The sequence below is a fragment of the Pseudonocardia kunmingensis genome (assembly GCF_006716445.1).
Classification (GTDB): Bacteria; Actinomycetota; Actinomycetes; order Mycobacteriales; family Pseudonocardiaceae; genus Pseudonocardia; species Pseudonocardia kunmingensis.
In genome coordinates this window covers 138,627-162,078 of sequence record NZ_VFPA01000007.1, presented here as the reverse complement: position 1 = coordinate 162,078, position 23,452 = coordinate 138,627, and the positions used below count along the sequence as shown (strand labels likewise).

24 protein-coding genes, 1 tRNA gene and 1 other RNA gene are annotated in these 23,452 nt (G+C 72.2%); 16 read left to right on the top strand and 10 right to left on the bottom strand.

The features are described 5' to 3' along the window. The first annotated feature begins 14 nt into the window (after window positions 1-14). From smpB to FB558_RS39720, 5 genes are all read left to right on the top strand, one after another. Window positions 15-500, top strand: a complete 486-nt coding sequence (smpB, locus tag FB558_RS39740) for an SsrA-binding protein SmpB (protein WP_142063844.1) — start codon at window positions 15-17, stop codon at window positions 498-500. Continuing rightward, window positions 497-1,402: an amidohydrolase family protein gene (locus FB558_RS39735; protein WP_142063841.1), complete on the top strand. Its 906-nt coding sequence runs from the start codon at window positions 497-499 to the stop codon at window positions 1,400-1,402. Before smpB ends, FB558_RS39735 begins: the two co-directional genes overlap by 4 nt. A gap of 41 nt (window positions 1,403-1,443) precedes the next feature. Continuing rightward, complete coding sequence (locus FB558_RS39730) at window positions 1,444-2,532, top strand: hypothetical protein (protein ID WP_142063838.1); 1,089 nt, start codon at window positions 1,444-1,446, stop codon at window positions 2,530-2,532. Window positions 2,533-2,620: 88 nt separating this feature from the next. Further along, window positions 2,621-3,021, top strand: a transfer-messenger RNA (tmRNA) gene (gene ssrA, locus FB558_RS39725). Between the two features lie 405 nt (window positions 3,022-3,426). Beyond that, entirely contained in the window at window positions 3,427-3,849 is a 423-nt protein-coding gene (locus FB558_RS39720; RefSeq protein WP_142063835.1) for a VOC family protein, read from the top strand. Between the two features lie 145 nt (window positions 3,850-3,994). On the opposite strand, the gene FB558_RS39715 is transcribed toward FB558_RS39720, so the two are convergent. Continuing rightward, window positions 3,995-4,396, bottom strand: coding sequence for an SRPBCC family protein (locus FB558_RS39715; RefSeq protein ID WP_142064384.1), 402 nt, complete (start codon window positions 4,394-4,396; stop codon window positions 3,995-3,997). Between the two features lie 72 nt (window positions 4,397-4,468). On the opposite strand from FB558_RS39715, the gene FB558_RS39710 reads away from it, so the two are divergent. Beyond that, window positions 4,469-5,761, top strand: a complete 1,293-nt coding sequence (locus FB558_RS39710) for an MFS transporter (protein ID WP_246107102.1) — start codon at window positions 4,469-4,471, stop codon at window positions 5,759-5,761. Here the strand turns inward: FB558_RS39710 and FB558_RS39705 are convergent. After that, window positions 5,751-6,479, bottom strand: a complete 729-nt coding sequence (locus tag FB558_RS39705) for a VIT1/CCC1 transporter family protein (RefSeq protein ID WP_142063832.1) — start codon at window positions 6,477-6,479, stop codon at window positions 5,751-5,753. The two genes, FB558_RS39710 and FB558_RS39705, sit on opposite strands and share 11 nt — an antisense overlap. A gap of 99 nt (window positions 6,480-6,578) precedes the next feature. Here FB558_RS39705 and FB558_RS39700 point away from each other — a divergent pair, with 99 nt between their 5' ends. Both FB558_RS39700 and FB558_RS39695 read left to right on the top strand, forming a co-directional pair. Further along, window positions 6,579-7,043: a MauE/DoxX family redox-associated membrane protein gene (locus tag FB558_RS39700; RefSeq protein WP_142063829.1), complete on the top strand. Its 465-nt coding sequence runs from the start codon at window positions 6,579-6,581 to the stop codon at window positions 7,041-7,043. Window positions 7,044-7,057: 14 nt separating this feature from the next. Beyond that, entirely contained in the window at window positions 7,058-7,801 is a 744-nt protein-coding gene (locus FB558_RS39695) for a DsbA family protein (RefSeq protein ID WP_142063826.1), read from the top strand. Between the two features lie 19 nt (window positions 7,802-7,820). Here the strand turns inward: FB558_RS39695 and FB558_RS39690 are convergent, their stop codons facing one another. Further along, complete coding sequence (locus FB558_RS39690; RefSeq protein ID WP_142063823.1) at window positions 7,821-9,824, bottom strand: S9 family peptidase; 2,004 nt, start codon at window positions 9,822-9,824, stop codon at window positions 7,821-7,823. Between the two features lie 83 nt (window positions 9,825-9,907). On the opposite strand from FB558_RS39690, the gene FB558_RS39685 reads away from it, so the two are divergent. Next, window positions 9,908-9,980, top strand: a tRNA-Ala gene (locus FB558_RS39685). 336 nt (window positions 9,981-10,316) lie between these two features. Here the strand turns inward: FB558_RS39685 and FB558_RS39680 are convergent. Continuing rightward, entirely contained in the window at window positions 10,317-11,786 is a 1,470-nt protein-coding gene (locus FB558_RS39680; protein WP_142063820.1) for a sensor histidine kinase, read from the bottom strand. After that, window positions 11,786-12,490, bottom strand: coding sequence for a response regulator transcription factor (locus FB558_RS39675; protein ID WP_211367183.1), 705 nt, complete (start codon window positions 12,488-12,490; stop codon window positions 11,786-11,788). The genes FB558_RS39680 and FB558_RS39675 overlap by 1 nt, the downstream gene beginning before the upstream one ends. 114 nt (window positions 12,491-12,604) lie before the next feature. Here FB558_RS39675 and FB558_RS39670 point away from each other — a divergent pair, with 114 nt between their 5' ends. Together FB558_RS39670 and FB558_RS39665 are read left to right on the top strand one after the other, a co-directional pair. Then, entirely contained in the window at window positions 12,605-14,740 is a 2,136-nt protein-coding gene (locus FB558_RS39670) for an MMPL family transporter (RefSeq protein WP_142063814.1), read from the top strand. A gap of 152 nt (window positions 14,741-14,892) precedes the next feature. Further along, window positions 14,893-15,468, top strand: coding sequence for a GNAT family N-acetyltransferase (locus FB558_RS39665; RefSeq protein WP_142063811.1), 576 nt, complete (start codon window positions 14,893-14,895; stop codon window positions 15,466-15,468). A 77-nt stretch (window positions 15,469-15,545) separates the two neighbouring features. On the opposite strand, the gene FB558_RS39660 is transcribed toward FB558_RS39665, so the two are convergent. Together FB558_RS39660 and FB558_RS39655 are read right to left on the bottom strand one after the other, a co-directional pair. Continuing rightward, window positions 15,546-16,025, bottom strand: a complete 480-nt coding sequence (locus tag FB558_RS39660) for a GNAT family N-acetyltransferase (protein WP_170231774.1) — start codon at window positions 16,023-16,025, stop codon at window positions 15,546-15,548. A gap of 183 nt (window positions 16,026-16,208) precedes the next feature. Next, window positions 16,209-16,394 (bottom strand): helix-turn-helix domain-containing protein, encoded by a 186-nt coding sequence (locus FB558_RS39655; RefSeq protein ID WP_142063805.1) that lies wholly within the window; start codon window positions 16,392-16,394, stop codon window positions 16,209-16,211. A gap of 110 nt (window positions 16,395-16,504) precedes the next feature. Between FB558_RS39655 and FB558_RS39650 the strand changes: the two genes are divergently transcribed. Continuing rightward, the gene (locus tag FB558_RS39650) at window positions 16,505-16,795 is read left to right on the top strand and encodes a hypothetical protein (protein ID WP_142063802.1); all 291 of its coding nucleotides are present in this window, start codon (window positions 16,505-16,507) and stop codon (window positions 16,793-16,795) included. Window positions 16,796-16,907: 112 nt separating this feature from the next. On the opposite strand, the gene FB558_RS43645 is transcribed toward FB558_RS39650, so the two are convergent. Both FB558_RS43645 and FB558_RS39635 read right to left on the bottom strand, forming a co-directional pair. Beyond that, entirely contained in the window at window positions 16,908-18,260 is a 1,353-nt protein-coding gene (locus tag FB558_RS43645; RefSeq protein ID WP_170231773.1) for an alpha/beta fold hydrolase, read from the bottom strand. A gap of 2 nt (window positions 18,261-18,262) precedes the next feature. Continuing rightward, entirely contained in the window at window positions 18,263-18,598 is a 336-nt protein-coding gene (locus FB558_RS39635) for an ArsR/SmtB family transcription factor (protein WP_142064375.1), read from the bottom strand. Between the two features lie 134 nt (window positions 18,599-18,732). On the opposite strand from FB558_RS39635, the gene FB558_RS39630 reads away from it, so the two are divergent. After that, entirely contained in the window at window positions 18,733-19,284 is a 552-nt protein-coding gene (locus tag FB558_RS39630) for a P-loop nucleotide/nucleoside kinase family protein (protein ID WP_246107101.1), read from the top strand. Window positions 19,285-19,373: 89 nt separating this feature from the next. Then, entirely contained in the window at window positions 19,374-20,261 is an 888-nt protein-coding gene (locus FB558_RS39625) for an aminoglycoside phosphotransferase family protein (RefSeq protein ID WP_142063796.1), read from the top strand. A gap of 52 nt (window positions 20,262-20,313) precedes the next feature. Here FB558_RS39625 and FB558_RS39620 read toward each other — a convergent pair whose 3' ends face one another. Further along, window positions 20,314-20,952: a DoxX family protein gene (locus tag FB558_RS39620; RefSeq protein ID WP_142063793.1), complete on the bottom strand. Its 639-nt coding sequence runs from the start codon at window positions 20,950-20,952 to the stop codon at window positions 20,314-20,316. Window positions 20,953-21,210: 258 nt separating this feature from the next. Between FB558_RS39620 and FB558_RS39615 the strand changes: the two genes are divergently transcribed. Both FB558_RS39615 and FB558_RS39610 read left to right on the top strand, forming a co-directional pair. Next, a complete protein-coding gene (locus tag FB558_RS39615; RefSeq protein WP_142063790.1) occupies window positions 21,211-22,482 on the top strand; it encodes a cytochrome P450 family protein in 1,272 nt (423 codons plus the stop codon). 56 nt (window positions 22,483-22,538) lie between these two features. Further along, a complete protein-coding gene (locus FB558_RS39610) occupies window positions 22,539-23,432 on the top strand; it encodes an RNA polymerase sigma-70 factor (RefSeq protein ID WP_142063787.1) in 894 nt (297 codons plus the stop codon). The last annotated feature ends 20 nt before the right edge of the window (window positions 23,433-23,452 follow it).

Sequence of the window (23,452 nt, the reverse complement as noted above, 5' to 3'; positions counted from 1 at the left end):
CGTAGGCTGGACCGGTGAAGGAGAGCGGCCGCAAAGTGATCGCGCAGAACCGCAGGGCGCGACACGACTACAGCATCCTCGACACCTACGAGGCGGGTGTCGCGTTGATGGGCACCGAGGTGAAGAGCCTGCGGCTGGGCCGCGCGTCCCTCGTCGACTCCTTCGCCACGATCGACGACGGCGAGGTGTTCCTGCGCGGCCTGCACATCCCGGAGTACGTGCGGGGCAGCTGGACCAACCACGAGCCCCGGCGCACCCGCAAGCTGCTGCTGCACCGCGAGGAGATCGAGCGGTTGATCGGCAAGACCCGCGAGGGCGGGCTCACGCTGGTGCCGCTCTCGCTGTACTTCAACGACGGCAAGGTCAAGCTCGAGCTCGCGCTCGCCCGCGGCAAGCGCGACTACGACAAGCGCTCCGACCTCGCCAAGCGCGACGCGGACCGGGAGATCCAGCGGGCGTACGGGCGCGCCGCGAAGGGCCGGGCCCGGGAGCTGCGGTGACGGTGCCCGCGCCTCCGGAGTCCGACGACGACCTCCCGCGCTTCCTCGCCGAGCTCGGCGTGCCCGGCATCGTCGACGTGCACGTGCACTTCCTGCCCGAGCCGGTGCTGCGCAAGGTGTGGGCCTACTTCGACCAGGCGCGCACGCACTACGGCATGGAGTGGCCCATCCAGTACCGCACGCCCGAGCCGGAGCGGGTCGCCACGCTGCGGCGGCTCGGCGTGCGGGCGTTCGCGCCGCTGGTCTACCCGCACAAGCCGGGCATGGCGCGCTGGCTCACCGAGTGGGTCACCGGCTTCGCCGCGATCACCCCGGAGGCCGTACCGACCGCCACGCTCTACCCCGAACCCGACGTCGCCGAGTACCTCGGCGCCGCGGTCGAGGCCGGGGCCCGGGTGGTGAAGGTGCACGTCCAGGTGGGGCGGTTCGACCCGCGGGACCCGCTGCTGCGCCCGGCGTGGGGCCTGCTGGCCGACGCCGGTGTGCCCGTCGTCGTGCACTGCGGGCACGGGCCGATCCCCGGCGCGCACACCGGGCTCGACGTGTTCGGAGCCGTCCTCGCCGAACACCCCCGGCTGCGCGTGGTGCTCGCCCACGCGGGCATGCCCGACTACGGAGACGCCCTCGACCTCGTGCACCGCTTCGAGGGCGTGCACCTGGACACCACGATGGTCGGCCCCGCGTTCAGCCAGAAGTTCGCGCCCCTGCCTCCCGACTGGCCCACGCGGCTGGTCGAGGTGGCCGAGCGCGTGGTCTTCGGGTCCGACTTCCCGAACATCCCCTACCCCTACGCGGAGCAGGTGCGCGCGGTTGCGGAGTGGGCGGCCGACGAGCCGCGGCTCGGGCCGGAGTTCCTCCGATCGGCCCTGCACACCGCCCCCACACGGCTCCTGCGGCTCTGACCAGCCCGATTGTCGACCTTGCGTGCTGGGTACGCCCGGGGATGGACATCGGGCTGACAGTCGTCATCGTGCTGGTCGTGCTCGCCGTGATCGCCGCGGCCGGGTTCCTCGCCGTGCGCGCCAGGCAGCGCCGACAGGAGCAGCACCGCCTCGAGGCCGCCGAGCACCGGCACGAGGCGGAGATCCGCAACGCCAGCGCCCAGCGCCGGGAGGCGGAGTCCGCCGAGCGCGCCGCCCGGGCCGAGCACGAGCAGGCGCAGGCGCGTGAACAGGCCGCGCGGGCCCAGCAGGACCGGGAGGTCGCCGAGGCCCGTGCCGCGGCCGCCGACCGCGTCGACCCGGACTCCCGCAGCAGGCGCGACGCCGACCACGACGGCCAGCACGACAACCGCCAGGACGCCCGCCACGACACCGACCCCGCCGCGCGCACCGACCGGATGCGGGTGGGGGACCAGCGCTCCGGCGACGGCCGCGACGGCGCGGGCCACGACCAGCGCGGCCGCCACGACGTCGGTACCGCCCCCGGCGCCGGTCGCCACCAGGAAGCGCACGCTGCGAGCTCCGGAGACGACCCGGCAGGCCGCACCGACGACCTCCGGATCGCCGGTGGCCGGACCGACTCCCCGCAGGGCCGCCACCAGGCAGGCGACGGCACCCCCAGGACCGATCACCACACTGCCGCCGCGGCGGGCTCCGGGTGGCACGGTCCGACGGCGTCGGGCGGCGAAGCCCCCGCGGAGCACGGTCCGCGCCACACCGGCCCGGCCGCGGCCGCCGGTCCGATGACTGCCGGCCCCGGGCACGACCGGCCCGCGGGCGTCGGGACGCCAGGGGGCGCGCCGGTGGACGCCGACGCCGCCACCCCGCCCCGGGGCAGCGGAGCCGTCGGTACCGGTGCGGCGGCTGCCGGCCCGGGCAGCGGTGACGGCCGTGGACACGCGGGCTCCGCGCCGCCCGCGACGGAGCAGGGCACGTCCGGCGCGCCGGGGCAGGGCGAGCCCGGCGCCACCGGCGACGGCGCCCCGCAGTCGCCGATGCCGTCGCAGCGCACGGGCGAGCACGATCGTGAGAACGAGCACGTCGGACCGGTGCGGGCCCTCGCCGACCGCTTCCTGCACCGCAACGGCTGACCGCGTCGGACCCCGGCCGGGTAACCGGGATGAACTCGAGGGGCCCACGCGTTAAACTGTGCGGACGCCCGGGCAGCCGGGCGTCGAAGGGGGTGAACGGTCTCGACTCCGGATGTTGATCAAGGGGAAGCGTGCCGAGGAAGGCGACGATGATCTCGTTAACCATACGTCGCAAAACAACAAGTGCCGCTAATACGCGCACTGCTCCGGCTCAGGCCACCGGCGTGAAGTCTGACTTCGCGCTCGCTGCCTGATCCACTGAGGAGCTGTCGGCCCGGGTGCGTTCCCGACCCGGATCCCGGCATCAGCTAGGGGACTCACCTGTCCGCCCGGTCGCGGGGCGGGCAGGGACATCAGACAGCGACTGGGATCGTCACACCGGCTCGTCCGCGTGACCGGTGGATCCGAGTAGAGGCACAGCGGACTGCGCACGGAGAAGCCCTTGTGAAGCGACGGAGGACCCGGGTTCGATTCCCGGCACCTCCACAAGATCGGCGAGCGTGCTCACGGAGCGCGCTCGCCGATTTCTTGTGTCGGGGCGTCCTGTGGGGGCCCAGCCCCCACACCCCCGGCCGGGGGCGCGCCCCCGGACCCCCGTCGGTGGGTGTCCAGTTGGTGGGTCGGGTTGCGCTCGCCGATTTCTTGTGTCGGGGCGTCCTGTGGGGGCCCAGGCGCCACACCCCCGGCCGGGGACGGGCCCCCGGACCCCCGTCGGTGGGTGTCCAGTTGGTGGGTCGGGTTGCGCTCGTCGGCTTCTTGTGTCGGGGCGTCCGGTCGGCGCGCGTTCGCGAAGTTCGACCGGTAAGCACGACAGAGGGTGACGTGATTTGCCGGGAGTATGGCCGCCGGCGACCATCGGACACGCCGATCGGTCACTGACGGAGGAGCGCTCGAGTGGGGTCTCAGGTCAACCCGTGCATCACGTTCAACGGCAACGCGCGGCAGGCGCTGGAGTTCTACCGAGAGGTCTTCGGTGGCGAACTGGCGGTGGGAACGGTCGGGGACTTCGGCTCGCCGGACTCACCCCACGCCGGCAAGGTCATGCATGCCCGGCTCGACACCCCCGCCGGGTACACGCTGATGGCATGGGACTTCCCGGATGACAGGCCCGGCCACCCGCCCTACCGGCCGGGCAACAACGTTGCGGTCTTCCTCGGCGGCGACGACGGCGACCTCCGCGAGTACTTCGAGAAGCTGTCCGTCGGCGGCACCGTCACGTTGCCCCTGGAAGAGCAGGTGTGGGGCGACGAGGCCGGTTCGCTCGTGGACCGGTTCGGGATCAGCTGGATGTTCAACATCACGGCCCAGCAGCAGTGATCCCGTGCTCGCGGCATGCCGGACCCGGCCACAGCACCGGCCATGGCAGGCATGATCCGGACTTTCGGTTGCCCATCGCTGCCGCCACGACCATGGACAACCGATACCGCGGATCATGCGCGCGACCACCGCCGAACGGTCAGCCTCAGCCTTGCGACACGAGGCGTTCCAGGCGCGTCAGGGCGTCGTCGAGCCAGCGCTGCACCTCGTCGGCGGGGGCGCCACCGTGCGTCTCGGGCTGGTCGCCCAGGAACGACAGGTGCAGCACCACGGAGGAGCGGCCGGGCTCGGCGTGCTCGACCTGCAGCCAGCCGGCGTAGTCGGGGGCGTGACCCCACTCCACGCGCAGCTGGTCGGCCTGCACCCGCACGGTGCCCTCGGCGTCGACGCCGCGCTCCGGGACGTCGGCGTGCACCTCGCCGTCGCCGGTGGGGCGCACGTCCACGGGTGCCGGCAACCACCCCGGGAGCTGGTCCAGGTCGGACACGACCCCGAAGACCCGCTCCGCGTCGGCTGTCATCCTGCGTTCTGCCTCGAACTCCGCCATGCCGGGCACGTACCCGGGGAGGGCCGCCGCCATCCTCCGGGCCCACTCCCGTGCAGGCGTAGGGTCGACGGCGTGGTGGAGGTCGGTGCGTCCGGTTCCGGCTCGACGGTCACCGAGCGCATCCCCCGCGAGATCTGGGTGCTCGTCGGCTCCGCGTTCCTGATCGCGATCGGTTACGGGCTCGTCGCGCCCACGCTTCCGGTGTTCGTGCGGTCCTTCGACGTCGGCATCACGGCGGCATCGCTCGTCGTCAGCATCTTCGCGCTGGTCCGGTTGCTGTTCGCGCCGATGAGCGGGCGGATCGTCGCGCGCTTCGGGGAGGTGCCCGCCTTCGTGGTGGGCCTGTCGGTGGTGGCGGTGTCCACCGGCGCGTGCGCGTTCGCCGCGGAGTACTGGCAGCTCCTCGTGCTGCGCGGGCTGGGCGGCGTCGGTTCCACGATGTTCACCGTGTCGGCGTTGTCGCTGCTCATCCGGCTCGCGCCGGTGCGGATGCGCGGACGGGCGACGGGGCTGTGGGCCACCGGTTTCCTGCTCGGCAACATCGTCGGCCCCCTCGTCGGCGGTGGTCTCACCGCGGTGAGCCTGCGGGCGCCGTTCCTCGTCTACGCCGCGGCGCTCGTGGTCGTCGTCGCCGTGGCCGGGCCGCTGCTGCGCGGCCGCACCGGCGGGACGGCGGAGGCGGATGCCGCGGCGGAGCCGCCCGCCCGGTTCCGCGGCGCGCTGGGTCACCCGACCTACCGCGCCGCACTCGTGGCGAGCTTCGCGAACGGCTGGGCCGTCTTCGGGGTGCGCGTGGCGTTGGTGCCGCTGTTCGTCGTCGAGGCGATGGGGCAGCCGGACTCCTGGGCCGGCATCGCGCTCGCGGTGTTCGCCGCGGGCAACGCCGCCACGCTCATGATCGCCGGGCCGTTGGCGGATCGCCGGGGCCGCCGCCCGCCCACGCTGGTGGGGCTGGCCGTGTCGGCGGTCGCCACCGGCGTGCTCGGGTTCCTGACCGACCCGCTGCTGTTCCTGGCGGCCAGCCTGGTGGCGGGGATGGGGAGCGGCCTGGTCAACCCGCCCATGAACGCGGCCGTGGCCGACGTCATCGGATCGCGGGCCCGCGGCGGCACCGTGCTCGCCGGGTTCCAGATGAGCGCGGACCTGGGCGCCATCATCGGGCCGGTGCTGGCCGGGGTGCTGGCCGAGACCGCGGGCTACCCCGCCGCCTTCGCCGTGACGGGAGCGGTGGCGCTCGTCGCGCTCGGCTTCTGGGTGCGTGCGCCCGAGACCCTGCCCGCGGCCCCGTCGGGCAACGCCGCCGGGGAGTCGCTGGCCCGGTGCTCCGCCACGGAGTGCCCTCCGGGCAGCGCGGCTACCCGCTGACGCCCACGCCGATCAGCGTGCCGACGAGGTAGGTGGCGCCCGCCGCGAGCGCGCCGAACCCGAGCTGGCGCAGCCCGCTGAGCAGCCAACCCCGCCTGGTGAACCGGGAGGTGAGCGCCCCGACGGCGAACAGCCCGACCGCGCCGACCCCGAGCGCGAGCGCCAGCGACGACGAGCCCAGCAGGAACGTGATGATCGGGATGAGCCCGCCGACGGCGAAGCAGAGGAACGACGAGATCGCCGCGACCCACGGCGAGGGCTGCTCGTCGAGGTCGACGCCGAGCTCCTGCGCCACGTGGACCTTCACGGCGAGCTCCGGGTTGGCGTGCACCTCCCGTGCCATCGCCTCGGCGGTGGGGCGGGTGAGCCCCATCTGCTCGTACATCATCGCGAGCTCGGCCTGCTCGGCGAGCGGGTGCGTCCGGATCTCCTCGCGCTCCACGGCCACCTCGCCGGCGACCGCGTCGTTCTGCGTGTCGACCGAGGCGAACTCGCCCAGCGCCATCGAGAACGCTCCCGCCACCAGCCCGGCCATGCCGGTGAGGATGAGGGCGTGGCGGTCGCCGCCTCCGCCGCCGACGCCCGCGACCAGCGCGATGTTGGTGACCAGCCCGTCCATCGCGCCGAACACGGCGGCCCGCAACCAGCCTCCGGAGACGTCGGCGTGGTGGTGCTCGTGGGCGGCGAGCTCCGCCGGGCCGGGGAGATCGTCCGTCATCACCCGAGCGTACGACCGGGGTCGGACGACCTGCGCGGTCCCACGATCCGTGCACGGGTCGCTACGAAGGGGTGCACTCCCTCTCGCTAGGCTGAACGTGTGAATCGCGGCCGGCTGCTCGACCTCGTCGGGACGCTCGCCCGGCTCGGCCTCGCCGCGGTGTGGTTGATCTCGGGCGGGCTCAAGGCCGCCGACCCCGACCAGACCTACGTCGCGGTCCGCGCCTACGACGTGCTGCCCACCGCGGGCGTGGAGGTCGTCGCCGCGCTGCTGCCGTGGCTGGAGCTGGCGCTCGGGCTGCTGCTGGTCGCCGGGATCGGCACCCGCCTGGTCGCCGTACTCTCTGCGGTGCTGCTCCTCGCGTTCGTCGCCGGCGTCACGCAGGCGTGGGCGCGGGGGCTGTCGATCGACTGCGGGTGCTTCGGCGGCGGCGGCGCGGTGGAACCGGGCGAGACCGCCTACGTCCAGGAACTGCTGCGCGATGCGGGATTCCTGCTGATGGCAGGGTGGTTGATCGTCCGCCCGCGCACGCTGTTCGCGCTGGACGGCCGGCTCGGAACATAGGACAAGGAGCTGTCATGGGTGGTGCCTCGCGCAACGAGAAGCGGCGCAAGCAGGAGGAGGCGGACCAGCGCCTCGCGGCCGCGGGCATCCAGCGGCCGCAGAAGCCGAACCGCACGCCGCTGTACGTGGTGGGCGGCGTGCTCGCCGTCGCCGTGGTCGTCGGGATCGTCCTGCTGGTGAGCCGGGGCACCGGTGGCGGCGTGGAGGCCACCTACACCACGACCGCGGACGGGGCCGTGGTCACCGCGGGCGAGGGCCCCGTCGTCGTCGACGTGTACGAGGACTACCTCTGCCCGGCCTGCGAGCGGTTCGAGGAGCGCTACGGCGACGAGATGACCACCGCCCTCAACGAGGGCCAGATCACCGTGCGCTACCACAGCATCGCGATCCTGGACGAGCTCACCACCCCGCCCGGCTACTCGACGCGCGCCGCGAACGCCGCGCTCTGCTCGGTGCCGGCGGGCATCTTCCCGCAGTACCACGGCACGCTCTTCGACGAGCAGCCCGCCGAGGGCGGCGCGGGCCTGACCGACGACCAGCTCGTGTCGTTCGGCACGGACCTCGGCGCGCAGGGTGAGTTCGCCGAGTGCGTCCGGTCCGGCGCGAACACGAGCGCGGTCGAGGCGGCCACCGCGCAGGCCATCGAGAACCCGGCCCTGCAGAACGCGAACGGCAGCTTCGGCACCCCGACCGTCCTCCTCGACGGGCAGCGGGTGGACCTGAACGACACCGAGTGGCTGCAGAAGGCCATCGGCTGACCCCGCCGTGAGCCGGCGGTCAGCGGGACGGGTGGTCCCAGCTGATCGCCGGCCGCAGGCCGCCCAGGTGCCGGCCGAACCAGTCGAGGATGATCTCGGCGCGCTGCACGCGGTGGCGCGGCGACCCGCTGCGCGACAGCTCGTGGCCCTCCGCGGGGAAGCGCCAGTACTCGACGGGCTTGCCGAGCATGCGCAGCGCGAGGAACAGCTGGTCGGCCTGCTCCACGTGGCAGCGCAGGTCGTCCTCGGAGTGCAGGATCAGCAACGGGGTGTCGATGTCGCGCACGTGGCTCATCGGCGACATCCGCCGGTAGGCCTGCGGCGCGTCGAGGTGCGTCACGCCGAACTCGTAGCGGAAGTAGCCCGCCGAGTCCGAGCTCCACTCCTCCGACTCCAGGTTGTTGCAGGCGCGCTCGCTGCACGCCGCCGCGAACCGGTCGGTGCGCCCCACCAGCCAGCTGGTCAGGTAGCCGCCGTAGGAGCCGCCGAGCACGCCGACCCGTTCGGCGTCCAGGGCAGGGTCGCGGGCGAGCGCGGCGTCGAGCACGGCGAGCACGTCGTCGGCGTCGATCCCGCCCCACCCGGTGCCCGGGTCCTCCGCGGCCTCGGGCGGCCGGATCGCCCGCGCCCACGCCTGGGTGCCGCCCGTCGACCCGTGCGGGTTGCAGTAGACGACGGCGTACCCCGCTCCCGTCCAGAGCTGGAACTCGTCGAACCACGAGTTGCCGTACTGGGACATCGGCCCGCCGTGGATCGACAGCAGCACCGGCATCCGGGCGCCGTCGGGGACGTCGGCCGGGCGCACCAGCCACGCGTCGATGTCGCCGTCGCCGGCGCGGGAGGGCACCGCGAAGCGTTCCGGCGCGGCGGCGGGCACCGCGGCGTGGAAGGCCGCGCCGAGCGAGGTCAGCTGCCGCTCGGTGCCGTCGGCGTCGCGCACGAAGAGCTCGGGGAGCGCGGTGGGCGTCGTCGCGACGAACGCGAGGGTGCCGGCCGCGGCGTCGAAACCGGTGACGACGCGGGTGCCCTCGAGCACCGGCTCCGGGGCGCCGGACCCGTCGGTGGACACCCGCCACACCGCCACGTCGCCGTGGTCCTCGATCGGGAACAGCAGGTGCTCGCCGTCCCACAGCGGCGCTCGGGCGCCGGGCACGGGCGCGCACTGCCGGTCGAGCGCGGCGGTGAGCACGCGCTCCTCGCCGGTCCGCACGTCGAGCACCACGACCTGCGCGTGGGAGTGGATGACCCGGTTGTCCTCGGCGAGCGCGGCGAGCAGCGTGCCGTCCGGCCCGAAGGCGGGCAGGCGGTGTGACAGGCCCCGGTCCGTGAGCGGCCGCGGCTCGACGTCCGGTGCGTCGACGTCGACCAGGTGGACGTCGTCGACCAGCTCCAGGTCCCAGTCCTTGCGCCGGGCACCGGTGACGGCCAGCGTGCGCCCGTCGGGCGACCAGGCCGGGTCGCCGTGCTCGAACGGCCCACCCGCGACCTGGCGCGGTTGCGCGGAACCGTCCGCCGGCACCACGAAGACCCCGCGCGGCCGGTCGATGATCCAGCCCTCCCCGTCGAGCCGGGAGAACAGCCGGTCGATCCGCCGCGGCGGGCGGGCGCGGTCGTCGTCGCCCTCGGTGTAGCGGCTCGCCCGCTCCCGGGACGCGAACGCGAGCCGCGTGCCGTCCGGCGACCACGCCGGCACGCCGATCGCCTCGGGCCGCGCGCACACCGTGACCGTCTCGCCCGGCCCCTCGACCGGCAGCACGTGCAGCGAGCCCCCGCCGTCCTCGTGCCGCCGGGTGAACGCCAGCCTGCGCCCGTCCGGCGACCAGGCCGGCTGCCCGTCCCCGTGCTCGCCCGCCGTCAACGGGAACGGCGGCGACGACCCGTCCACCGCCGCGAGGCAGACGGCGCTGCGGTAGCGGTTGCCCTCCAGGTCCACGCGGGTGACCACGAAGGCGACCCGGCGGCCGTCCGGGGAGACCTTCGGGTCGGCGACGGTGACGAGGCGTCCGATGTCAGCAGGCTGCACCGGGCCGACCGTAGGACAGCGGCGGGGGACGGGCGACCCGGTTCACGGGGCCGTCGGGGCGTCGTGTAACTTCATCGGGGCAAGGGGCTGTGGCGCAGCTGGTAGCGCACTTGACTGGCAGTCAAGGGGTCAGGGGTTCGAATCCCCTCAGCTCCACCCAGGTCAGAGACTCAGCGGACGATCACGACGTCTGCCGGATCGCCGAGCGGGAAGACGTCGTCCATCGGCTGTCGCTCCCTCGTCCAGCATGACAGTAGAGGCGCTCTGTCACGCCGGTGGCGCTGTGCCCCACGAGCCGGGAGATGTCCTCGGTCCGGACCCCCGAAGCTGACAGCAGGGGCACGAACGAGTGCCGCTGCTCCCGTCGTGTCCACTCCTGCGCGCGCGCAGGCGGCGGACGTTGTGCGCGTCGAGCGCAGTGCCGGTCGCGGTGGTGAACACCAGCGCGTGGGGCGGCGGCGGTGAGCCGCGATGAGGAGGGCCTCTGCCTGATCAAGGCGGCGCAACTGCAGGCCGCGGGAGGTGGATCGTGAACCGGCAGCCGCCCCCGTCGGCGGCGGAGGCCTCCACGGTGCCGTCGTGGGCCTTGGCCACCGCCGCGACGATCGCGAGGCCGAGACCGGTTCCGCCGTGTCCGTCGTGCTCGTTCGCCGTCTCGGCGCGGGGGGCCTGGTAGAAGCGCTCGAAGACCCGCCCGCGTTCGTCCGGGGGCAGGCCAGGGCCGTTGTCGACCACGGCGATGCGCACCGAGTCCGCGGTGCCGGTGACCAGCACCTGGGCCGGAGCGCCTGCGGGGGTGTGGGCGCGGACGTTGCCGAGCAGGTTGCCGAGCACCTGCCGCAGCCGTGCGGCGTCGCCGAGGACGACGGTGTCGCCGTCGATCCGTAGGTCGATGGCCCGGTCCGGTTCGACCGCGGCGGCGGCCCGCACGGCTTCGTCCGCGATCGCCCCGATGTCGACGGGTTCGCGCTCCAGCGGACGGCCCTGGTCGAGGCGGGCGAGCAGGAGCAGCTCGTCGACCATCTCGCCCATGCGGGTCGCCTCCGCCTCGATGCGGTGCATCGCGTCGGCGAGATCGTCGGGTCGCTGCGCGGCGCCGCGCCGGAACAGCTCGGCGTACCCCCGGATCGTGGCGACCGGGGTCCGCAGCTCGTGCGAGGCGTCTGCGACGAACCGGCGCAGCCGCTCCTCGGACCGTCTGCGCTGGTCGAAGGCCTGTTCCAGCTGGCCGAGCATCGCGTTGAGCGCCCGGCCGAGGCGGCCGATCTCGGTGTCGCCGCCCGGGCTGCCGACCCGGCGGGTGAGATCGCCCGCGCCGATCGCGGCCGCGGTAGCGCCGATGTCGTCGAGCGGGCGCAACTCGCGCCGGACGAGGACTGCGGACAGCGCGACGAGTCCGGCGAGCACCGCGATGCCCGTGCCGAGCAGGACGTTGCGGATGCGGGCGACGAGCTCGTCGGAGACCGTCGCACGCTGTCCGACGAGCACGAGGTCGGACGAACCGGCCGCGAGCGGGGCCAGTCGGATCCGCCACGTGACCGGCTGTTGCTGCCACGGTGCCGGTGGGCCGGTCACGGTGCGGAACAGTTCCCCGTCGGGTCGCGAGTCCGGCGGGAGCTCGTCGGGAAGGGCGGGCCCAGGCCCGAATGCGACCGTCTCGCGAACCCGCCCGGCACCGTCCCGGACCTGGAAGAACGCCGGAACGTCGCCGTGCTCGGCGAGCAGCCGCCACATCGCCGACGTCTCCGCCACAGCCTGCTCCAGGGCGGGTTGTCGCGATCCCGGCGCTGCGGTGCCGGTGGAAAGCACCGTGGTGATCTGCCCGGCGGCGAGCCTGAGCAGGTTGTCGCTGTGCGACTCGCGCCAATCCACGAGCGCGCCGAACGTGGCGCCACCGGTGAGCACCAGACCGGCGAGCAGCAGCCCGACGACCGTGCCGACGAGGCGGGTCCGCAACGACATCAGCCCGTGCCCCGCTGCTGAACCCGCACGACGTAGCCGATCCGGGGCACCGTGTGGATCAGCGGCGGGCCGAGCGGGTCGAGCTTGCGGCGCAGGTAGGAGACGTAGGTCTGGACGACGCCGTCATTCCCGCCGAAGTCGTACTCCCAGACGTGGTCGAGGATCTGGCGCTTCGTCAGCACCCGCCCGGCGTTGGCGACGAGGTAGCGCAGGAGCGTGAACTCCGTGGGGGTCAGCGCCACCGGGACGCCGCCGCGGCGCACCTCGTACGCGTCGGTGTCGATCTCCAGGTCGGCGATGCCGATCGTGTGATCGATCCGCGCGCTTCCGGCCCGGCGTAGCAGCGCCTGCACCCGCGCGATCAGCTCCTCGAGGCTGAACGGCTTGGTGACGTAGTCGTCGCCGCCCAGGCGCAGGCCCGCGACCTTGTCCTCGGCGGCGTCGCGAGCGGTCAGGAACAGCACGGGCAGGTTGTCGCCTCGCTCGCGGAGCCGCTCGCACACCTGCGTGCCGAGCAGGTCCGGCAGGACGACGTCGAGCACGACCAGGTGCGGATCGTAGGAGTCGACCATCTCGAGTGCGGTGCGTCCGGTGCCGGCGACGGCCGTGTCGAATCCCTCGTAGCGCAGTGCGGTCGCGACGAGATCGGCCAGGTAGCGCTCGTCGTCGACCACGAGGATGCGGGCGGCCGGTCGCACGGACATGGTCGGAGAGTCTCCCCGCACGCCCGAACGCATGGGTACACCGGCGCGCGATCCACAGAGAACTCCCAGAACTCCTGCACCGCTCGTGAAGACCGCGCCGATCCACTGGATCGCATGGAACGTCTCTCCCGGCTCGTCCTCGCTCGGCGCGGGTACACCCTGACGATCATCGCGGTGCTGTTCGTCCTGGGCGGTGCCGCGATCGCTCTGCTGCTGCCCCGGCTGTCGGAGCGCAACGAGTACCCGGATCTGCCCGGCTACCAGGCCAACCAGAAGATCCGCGAGCTCGTGGGCACCGGCGGCTACGAGCGACCGGTCGTCCCGGTGGTGACGCTTCCCGCCGGGACGACGGTCGACGACCCCGCCGGCCGGGACGCCGTGGGCGCAGCGTTCGCCGCCGCCGCGGCGACCACCGGCTCGCGTGCCGTCTCCTACGCCGACACCAGCGACCCCGCGCTGCGCTCCACCGACGGGCGCGTCAGCACCGGGCTGCTGTTCGGGCCGCCGGTCGAGCAGGGCGGCATCCCGGGAAGCGCGCTCGGTGAGGGGGCCGGTCTGGAGACCGTCGCCGCCGACGCGATGCGCCCGTACCTGCCACCGGGGTCCACGGTGCAGGTCACCGGCCTCGACGCGCTGGCCACCGGCGGCGACGCGGGCGGGCTGAACATGCCGGTCAAGCTGGTCGTGACCGTCCTCGCGGCACTGGCCGTGTTGATCTGGGTGTTCCGCTCGCGACTGGCGCTCGTACCGCTGGGCATGGCGGTGGTCGCGATCCCCGTCGCCTTCGTCGGTCTGCTCGCGGTCAGCCCCTTCGTGACGATCCACGAGACGACCGTGATGATGCTGCCGCTCCTCGGCGTGGGTATCGCGATCGACTACGCGCTGATCCTCGTGACGCGCTGGCGGGAGGAGCGCGGCCGTGGACTCCCGGGCGAGCCGGCAGAGGAGGCGGTGCACCGGGCGATGGCGACCGCGGGCCACGCCGTGGTGTTCAGCGCCGTCGCGGTGGCGATCGGGCTCGCAACGATGCTGGTGCTGCCGATCCCGCTGCTGCGCAGCCTGGGCGTCGGCGGGATGGCTGTGACAGCAGCCAGCGCGCTCGTCGCGCTCACGGTGCTGCCGCTGGTGCTCGCTCGGCTCGGCCGCCACGCGGGGACCGATCGCCGCGAGCAGCGCGCGAGCCGTGCATGGACGTCCTGGGCTCGTCGGGTCGTGCGGCATCGCATCCTCGCGACGACCCTCGCCTGCGGTGCGCTGGCCTGCCTCTCCTTGATCGGGACCGGGATCAACCTCAACGTGCCGGTCACCGCGAACCTCGCCGACTCCGGGCCCGGTCGGGACGGCCTGACGACGCTGCAGGAGACCGGCGTCGCCACCGGGACGGTCACCGCGTTCGACGTCTACGTCCCACCGGGCCCGGCCCCCGACCAGGTCGCCCGCGAGCTCGCACGGGTCCCCGGCGTCGCGACCGTGCTCGCTCCCGACGGGCCTGCCTGGCGGACGCCCGAGGGCTCGGTGGTCACCGTCGTGCCCATCGACGAGGGTGGGACTGCGGCCGGTCGCGACACCGTGCACCGCGTCGTGGCCGCGGCGCCCGACGGTGTGCTGGTCGGCGGCAACGTCACCCAGCAGATCGACTACGTCGACGCGGTCCACCGGTCGTTCCCGGTCCTGCTCGCGCTGGTCGCGCTCGTCACGCTGGTGGTGCTGGCCAGGGCGTTCGGTTCGCTCCTGCTCGCGGTGAAGGCGATAGTGCTCAACCTGCTCTCGCTCGGCGCGGTGCTCGGCGCGATGGTCGTGCTCTGGCAATGGGGCTGGGGCACCGAGGCTCTGCTCGGGATCCAGCCGGACGGCGCGATCGGCACGTTCGTCCCAGCCACGATCTTCGCGTTCCTCTACGGCCTGACCATGGACTACGAGGTATTCATCCTCTCCCGGATCCGAGAGGCGTACGACCGCACCGGGTCGACCGTCGATGCCGTGGTCGAGGGCATCGGCCGCACCGGCACGCTCGTCACCTCCGCGGCGCTCATCCTCTTCTTCGCGTTCGCCTCGATGGCAGGCGGAGGGGAACTCGACGTCGCGATCTTCGCCTCCGGGGTCGCGCTGGGCATCCTCATCGACGCCACCCTCGTCCGTGCCGTGCTGGTGCCCGCGACGGTGGCGCTGCTGGGCCGCTGGAACTGGTGGCTGCCCAGGTGGGCCGGCCGCCGCCAAGAACTCAGCGCCGATCCGGTTCAGCCGGTATAGCGACACCGCCACCGCGCGCGGCCGGGTGCGGATGCGGGCCGGCTGGACCCGGACATCTGGGTGGCGGCGGAGGAGGAGCAAGCCGAACAGGTTCGGCGCCATCGTCCAGTCGGATGTCATCAGCTGTGTGGCGCAAGAGTTAGCGTTGCTGGATGGATTACCCGCTGACCACGGTCCGGCTGCAGGTCCGGCCGTGGACGGTCGACGATGCCGAGGGTGCGCTCGCGACCTACGGCACCGTTGATGTGACCGGGTGGCTCACCCCGGCAGTGGATCACATCGCCGATCGGGCGGCGATGCGGGCGGTGCTGCACGCGTGGGTGGAGGCGCAGCCGAACCTGCAGCCTCCGTGCGGCCGGTGGGCGATCGAGCGGCGTGCGGATGCGTCGGTCGTGGGTGGTTTGGCGATCCGGTTGCTGCCGCCGTACGAAGAGGACCTGGAGATCAGTTTCCAGCTCCGGCCCGATGCCTGGGGAAACGGCTACGCCGCAGAGGCGGCCCGGGCGCTGATCGAGTGGGCGTTCACCCAGGACGTCGACGAGCTGTTCGCGGTCGCGATCCCGCACAACACGCGGGCGATCGAGACCACCAGGCGACTCGGGATGACGTGGGTGGGTGAGACGGACAAGTACTACGACCGCGTCCTGCAGGTATACCGGGTTCGCCCCGATGACCTGATCGACGAGCCGGCGATCACGGAACCGGACTCCGACCTCGGTGAGATCTGAGCCCGGTCCGGAGCAGGACGAGCAGCCGCGCTCAGCCTGGATCCACCGCTGCGGTCCGTGTGCTGCTAGCTGGTCGCTCAGCGGGGCTGATCGACGCAACCAGTTGGCAAAGCTTTCCGCATGCTGATCGAGGTCGGGTGGCTGAAGCCGGCATGCGCCTCGCGCGATGTCTCGACATAGCCCATCGAGGTGAACAACCGCTGGTTGTCGGTCAGCATGATGCGTACACCCAGCCGGACACCGGCAAGCCCGCGCCGATGCGCCTCATGCTCGACGGCCTCGACCAACTGCCGGGCGATACCGCGCCCGCGCGCCCGCGGGGCTACCGCCAGACGCCCGAAGTAGAGATCGCCGTCGACCTGTTTGATCATGACACAGCCCAGCAGCTCGCCGTCCTGCTCGGCAACAATCGCGCCGGAACCCGCCGCAAGCTCGCGAGAGATCGCCTCGGCAGTCTCACTGAACGCGGCCGACTCGGGGGTCAGCTTGCCTCGGTACTCCTCAAACGCAGCAGCGATGGTGGAGGCGAGGGCGGCAGCATCGGCGGTGACCGCCATACGCAGAACAACTGTGCCGCTCATGAGGCCCTTCGGATCGGTCGACGTGGCCCGAGTCTCTATCGAGCACACCTTCCTACCAAGGTCGCGACGTTGAAGAACACTCGTTGACGCGAGGTCCTCACGAGTCCGGCCATCGGCCGCCTCCTCGATGCCGCGAGACCATCGCGCGAGCGTCGCTCACTAATCGGAGCGTCGGCGGGGCTGGTTCAGCTGGTGAAGGACGTCATCGAGGTTGAACCGGTACTGGTTCCCCGGCGTGATCACGGTCGGCCGGATCTTCCCGGCGGTCACCCACCGGTGGATCGTCTTGGTGGAGACGTTCAACGCCTGCGCGAGGTCTCTCGTCGTGATCAGGCCGTCCGCCACGCCGCGACGCTAAGTCGCAGACGAACCCGGAGGTACTTGACAGTCCTCAGATGTGCTCACAGTTACACGCATGTCTACGGATGTCCATGGATGTTCGATAGGCTTCGCTGATGGCGTTCTGGATGACGGAGCTACCGGGAGGCGGGTTTGCGATGGGGGAGGCCCCGGACGAAGCGGCAGCGCGGGCGATGATCGAGTCCCAGCAGCGGGGCTCGGTGACGTTCCATGAGCGCAGCGGCCGGTATCGCTGGACGGCCGTGCCGGACCAGGGGAAGACCTCGCACGGGTGGGCCGACACCCGGGACGAGGCGTGGTGGTTCGTGCGGGAAGCGCTGCACCGTCCGTACCGCGGGGACCGGTACGTGGGCCCGCGGGGCCGCTGGGAGCGGCCGCCGGGCTGACGCCTCACGCGCCCGCCGCACACACCGCCCGGAGGCCGCACACATGTCCGGGCTTGTGTGCGGCCTTGCGAAGGTGTGTGCGGTGGCTCGGCCGCGGCGGGACGTGCGCGGCTCAGCCGAGCAGGAAGGCGCGTGCCTGCCGGGCGACCGCGTCCGGTGCCATCCAGAACGCGGAGTGGTCGTGATCCGGGAGGGTGATCACGGTGGCGGAGGGGAGGATCGTGGCGAGCGCGTCCGCGGCCTCGCGGATGAAGGGCTCCCCGTTGCCGCCGACGGCCACCGCGATCGGCGCGTCGATGGACCACCGGTCGGTGGGTAGCGGCGTGCCGTCCTGGAGTCCGCGGAGGATCCGGCCGTCGTAGGCGTAGGTGTGGGCGTACTTCGCCATCTCGTCCCACGACGGGTCCTGCTTCATCATGGGGATGTACTCGGCCGGGACGCCGATCATCGTGGTCATGAAGTACTCGACGGCCTCGCTGCGCTTGCCTGCGGCGACCAGCGCTTCCTGGTGCTCGACGTAGTCGGCGGGCGCCGGGGACCGAGAGTCGCTGACGATGAACGGCGGCTCGTAGAGGTACAGGCCCGTCACCTTGCCGCCCAGCGCGGCGGCGGCGTCGAGCGCGAGCCCGCAGCCGCCGGATCCGCTGGTCAGGGCCGCGGAGCCGCCCGCGACGTCGATCAGCGCGGCGATGTCGTCGATCTCGCGCGCCGGATCGTAGGGCTGCGGGTCACCGCTCGCCCCGCGCCCCCGACGGTCGAAGTTGATCACGGTGAAGTCCTCGGAGAGGGCGGTGGCGATACCGGCGACGCCGGTGTGGTCCTCGGCGACGTTGCTGATCACGATGATCGCGGGTCCGGATCCGGTCTTCTCGTAGGTGATCGTGGTGCCGTCGGCGGAGGTGACGGTGGGCAGTGCGGGCATGGTGGTCGCTCCTTCGGTCGCGGGTTCGACGGTGTGATCGGTCTGCATGTCGTCCAGCAGGCCGGCGAGCCGGCCGAGGGCTTCGGCGTATCCCTCGGCCATCCGGAGCTCGACCGCTCGCCGCAGCGCTCGTTGGTCGGGGAAGGTCGCGGCGATGTCGACGGTGCAGCCGGTGCCGGTCGAGGTGAACCCGACCGTTGTCGGGAAGGTGCCGGTGCCGTCGGGCTGCCAGGCCTCGTCGGCGAACTCGTCGTCGTAGGCCAGCTCGGCGTGAGCGGCCACGTTCGTGTAGGTGGCGATGCTGCGGACGGGGGCCGCTGAGCCGTCCGCAGGCGCGATCTGGAACCGCCAGCGTCCGCCGGCGCGCACGTCCATCTCGTGCACGGTCGCCATCCAGCCCTGGGGGCCCCACCAGCGGCTGATCGCCTCGGCGTCGGTCCACGCCCACCATGCCCGGCCGACCCCCGCGCGGTAGGAGCGGCGGATGTGGATGGTCTTGTTCGGCTCGTCGATCACGATGCCATCGGTGTCGTCTCCGGACACGGTCACACTCCTCGCTCGTTCGCTTCGTCGGATGCGTGGTCGTCGTCGAGGAAGGAGCCGAGGCGGTCCATCCGCTCCGACCACAGGACGGCGAAGCTCCGCACCCAGTCGCTCACCTCGCGCATGGACTCGGGGCGCAGCCGGTAGATGCGCTGCTGAGCTCGTTTGGTCGACTCCACGACCTGCGCCTCGGCGAGCAGCCGCAGGTGCCGGGACACCTGCGGCTGGCCCAGGCTCAGCGCGTCGACGATCTCGCCCACCGACCGCGGGCCGTCCCGGAGCAACTCGACGATGCGGAACCGGTTCGGCTCCGAGATCGTCGTGAGTCTCTGTTGCACGCTGTCGGCCACGTCCCAGAACGTACACCTACGTATATATACGCGCAAATGTATGTACGCCTGAGGTCTCTCGGTGCACCGCCGGCTCTGCAACCCGATGGCGGCCGCTCGGTACGGCGGGCAAGGTGATGCCCGTGAGCTCACGGCCGACACTGCATCTCACGGTCGGCTTGCCCGGGGTGGGCAAGACGACCCGTGCCCGGGAGCTGGAGCGGGCCTGCGGTGCATTGCGGCTGACACCCGACGAGTGGATGGCCCCGCTGTTCGGGCTGCGATGGGCCGACTTCGGTGGGAAGCGGGACGTTCTGGAGGGCCGGCTCGTCTGGGTCGGCCACCAAGTGCTCCGAGCGGGTGTGTCCGTGATCCTCGACTTCGGCTGCTGGTCCCCGGACGAGCGGTACGCCCTCCGCGCGATCGCCGACCTCGCCGGCGCCGACTTCGAGCTGCACTACCTGACCCTTCCCGAGGATGAGCGCGTCGAGCGGGCGACGGCGCGCTGGCGTCGGGCTCCGGAGGAGATCTTCGAGATGACCGACGAGGATCACGCGCGGTTCCACGGCCTGTTCTCACCCCCCACGGCCGAGGAGCTCCAGGGCTGCTCGCTCCCTCCGCCTCCGACACCGTTCGAGAGCTGGCCCGCGTGGGCTTCTGACAGGTGGCCCACGCTCCCGCGTCTGGATCGCTGAGCGGTGGATCCGACAACGTGAGAAGTGTCGTGAGCGACCAGGGGAGTGGCGAACCACCTCGAGGCGGTCAGGTTGCTGGGGGAACGAACATGAATGTCCACCAGCCGAGCGTGTCGGTCGCCACGGTGCGCGAGTTGGTGGATCGGCAGTTCCCGTGTTGGGCCGACCTGCCCCTCACACCTGGACCTTCCGCCGGCGCCGGAAATGCGCTGTTCCGCCTGGGTGCTGACCTAGTGGTGCGTCTTCCGCTCCACGCAGGGTCGGCGGCGGCGGTCGACGTGGAACTGACGTGGCTGCCGCGGCTGGCCCCGCAGCTGCCGCTGGCCGTCCCGGTTCCGGTCGCCGCGGGCGCCCCGGACGACGTGTTCCCCCGGCCGTGGGCCGTGTTCCGGTGGCTTCGCGGGGTGGGCCTGGACGGTCGTCAGGACGTCGATCTCGTCGATGTCGCGGTCCGCCTCGGTCTGTTCGTCGGCGCACTGCGGAACGTCCAGGTCACAGGTGCCCCGGTGTCGTTGCGCCCGCACCCCCTCGCGGGCGACGGCAGCGAGGTCCACTCCGACATCCGGGCGCTCGGCGCCGCGGGCATCGTGGACGAACAGCCGGCAACTGCCGTGTGGGAAAGCGCGCTCACGGCGCCGTCGTGCCGGCTCCCCGCATGGATCCACGGGGACCTGTTTCCGATGAACCTCCTGGCCGACCGGGGTGCGTTGTCCGCAGTGATCGACTTCGACCTGATGGGGGCGGGCGACTCGGCGGTCGACATGGTGCCCGCGTGGACGTTGCTGACCGCGGAGACGCGACCGTTGTTCCGTCAAGCATCCGGCGTCGACGACGACACCTGGATCCGCGGCCGCGGATGGGCGCTGAAGGCCGGGCTCGGCGCGGTACGCAGGTACGGCGTGGGTGGCCACCCGCAAGGGGCCGTCGGGCGATACGCGTTGTCGCAGACGATCGCCGACCACCGGCGGGCGTGGTGACCCACGAGGAACGGCGTCACGAGCGCTGGTGGAGTACGTGGCGTCCGGTCACCTACGGGTCGATCCAGCCGAGCTCGACGGCGCGGTCGTGCATCACCGGTTCGATCACCGGCAGCGTCAGGAACGAGAACGCGTACGCGAGGACCAGCAGACCGCTCGACACGGCCCAGGCGCGACGGCCGTTCCGGAGCGCGCGAGCCGCGGTCGAGCTGCCCGCGGTCGCGTCGTCGCGGTGCCGACGGAGCTGCGTCACCGGGAGCCGCCGGTCGCTCGGCCGCAGCACCCAGGAGGCGATCGCGCACACCCCGAACACCAGCGGCACGCCCCAGAGATCGGGGCCGCTGTCGCCGACGATCAGGTGCGACCACGCGGCGCCCGACCACAGGAAGAAGGAGCCCACGTACGCCCATTCCTTGATCAGCGCGAAACCGGGCACGATGATCGCGACGGCGGCAGCGGCCTGCCACACCCCGAGGATGACGGCGAAGTAGGCCGGGTAGCCCAGGTGGTCCAGCTGGGCGGTGATCCAGTCGATCGGGACCAGGTTCCAGACCGCTCCCGATGCCAGCTCGACGACGATGACGAGCGTGGTCACCCAGTAGGCGACGGCGCGGACCCGGTTCCGGTCCCAGCCGCTTCGCGCGACGGCGGACGACGGGTCGGACGCATCCTGGAGGGCAGTGGTCGTCATCGGCTGGGCTCCGTCCGCTGGGAGGTGGGGTGCGTGCCTGTCGCGCCGGTGGTCATGAGTGCGCCGCTCGATCACCCACCAGACACCAGGCCCCGGCGTCCTGTGACAGAACCGTCGAGCCGAGCGCGCCGGTGTGATCCACGGCACATACGGTCACAGGCGATCGGTCGGGCGGTGTCTCGTGCCTGACCCGAGAAGCTGCGGCAGCAGGTTCATCGAGCAGGACAAACGATCACCGATCGTCGAGGGGGCTGCAGGATGACCGACGTCGACCTCTGGAACGAACAGTTTCGGGCCGACCCGTACCCCGCCTACGCACGGCTGCGCGAGGAAACGCCGGTGTACCGGGCCGCCGGGGGGATGGGCTTCGACCTCTGGCTGATCACTCGCCAAGATGCCGCCCGTGCCGCGCTCACCGACCCGCGCCTGGCCAGTCACCCCCGGCACGCGCCCCAGCGGTTGCGCGATATGGGGATCTTCACCGCCGAGGCGGGCCCGGCCGGGGTCAACATGCTCTCCGCCGACGCGCCGGACCACACCCGCTTGCGGCGGCTGGTGAGCAAGGCGTTCACGCGGCGTCGCATCGAGGCGCTGCGCCCCCGCGTCCAGGAGATCACCGACGCGCTCGCGGACGCGATGACCCACCGGAACCAGCAGGAGGACGGGGCGGAGGTCGACCTGATCGCGGCCCTTGCCTTTCCGCTGCCGATCACCGTGATCTGCGAACTGCTCGGGGTTCCGGTCGCCGATCGTGACGACTTCCAGGCATGGAGCCGGGCGATGATCGAGATCCCGCTCGCCGATGACAAGCTCGCACTGCGGGGGCAGGCCCAGCAGAGCCTGCACCGGTACCTCGACGACCTGGTGACGCGCAAGCGGTCCGAGATCGATCGCGGTACCGGTGCCGACGACCAGCCGGACCTGGTCAGTGCGCTGGTCGTCGCCGCCGACGAGCGCGACCAGCTGACCGATCCGGAGCTGCTGGGCATGATCATGCTGTTGCTCATCGCGGGCCACGAGACCACGGTCAACCTGATCGGCAACGGCATGCTCGCGCTGCTGCGCCATCCCGACCAGATGAAGCTGTTGCGCGCGCAACCGGAGCTGCTGCCCTCCGCGGTCGAGGAGCTGCTGCGGTACGACGGTCCGGTCGAGCGGTCCACCATGCGGTTCGCCACCGAGGACGTCGAGATCGGCGGTGTGCGGATACCGGCGGGCAGTGTGGTCTCGGTCGTGCTGGCCGCCGCCGACCGCGATCCCGCCCATGCACCCGGCGCCGACCAGCTGGACATCACCCGCGCCGACCACGGCCACCTCGCCTTCGGCCACGGCATCCACTACTGCCTCGGCGCCCCGCTCGCCCGGCTCGAGGGCGAGGTCGCGATCGGCACCCTGCTCCGGCGCTTCCCCGACCTCGCGCTCGCCTGCCGGCCGGAGGAGCTGTGCTGGCGCGGCGGGCCCGGCGTCAACCTCCTCAACATCATCCGCGGGCTCGAGGCGCTCCCGCTCCGCCTCGGGCCCGCGGTGTGACCACCACCGGGGCGACGCCAGGAGGGCAGCCGGGCAGGGAGAAGGGGGAGCGGGAGATGAACGGACACGCCACCGAGCTGGCGACCGACGCATTCGTCGCTCACCGCAACCTGCTGTTCACCGTGGCCTACGAGATGCTCGGATCTGCGAGCGACGCCGAGGACGTCCTCCAGGAAACCTGGCTGCGATGGGTCAAGGTCGACCTCGGCCAGGTGCACGACCGGCGCGCCTACCTGGTCCGGATCACAACCAGGCAGGCGCTCAACCGGCTGCGCACGATGAGGCGGCGCAAGGAGGCGTACGTCGGCCCCTGGCTGCCCGAACCGCTGCTCACCGCGCCGGGGGTCGACGAGGACGCCGACCTCGCCGAGAGCATGTCGATGGCGCTCCTGCTCGTCCTGGAGACGCTCTCGCCGATCGAGCGCGCGGTCTTCGTGCTTCGCGAAGCCTTCGCCATCGGCTACGACGACATCGCCGCCGCCGTCGACAAGAGCCCCGCGGCCGTCCGGCAGATCGCCCACCGCGCCCGCCGGCACGTCGATGCCCGCCGCCCCCGGGCGGTGGTCACCTCGCGTCAGATGCGGGCGGTCCTGGCGGCGTTCCAGCACGCCCTCGAAACCCACGACCTGGAGGGCCTGCTCACCGTGCTCGCCCCCGAGGTCGTGGTCATCAGCGACGGCGGTGGCGTCAAGCAGGCCGCGCCGAGGCCGATCACCGGCGCCGAGAAGGCGGCCCGCTACATCGTCGGCCTCGGTAGGAACCAACCCACGCTCACCGTTCGCCCGACCACGGTCAACGGCAGGCCGGGACTGGTTCTCCGCCTGGACGGCGAGCTCGACGGCGTACTGGCGGTCTGTGTCGAGGGCTCCCACATCACCGGCGCCTACTACGTCCGCAACCCGGAGAAGCTGACCCGCGTCGGGTCCGAGATCCCGCTCACGCTGCGGTGAGCCCCTGGACGGGGGGTAAG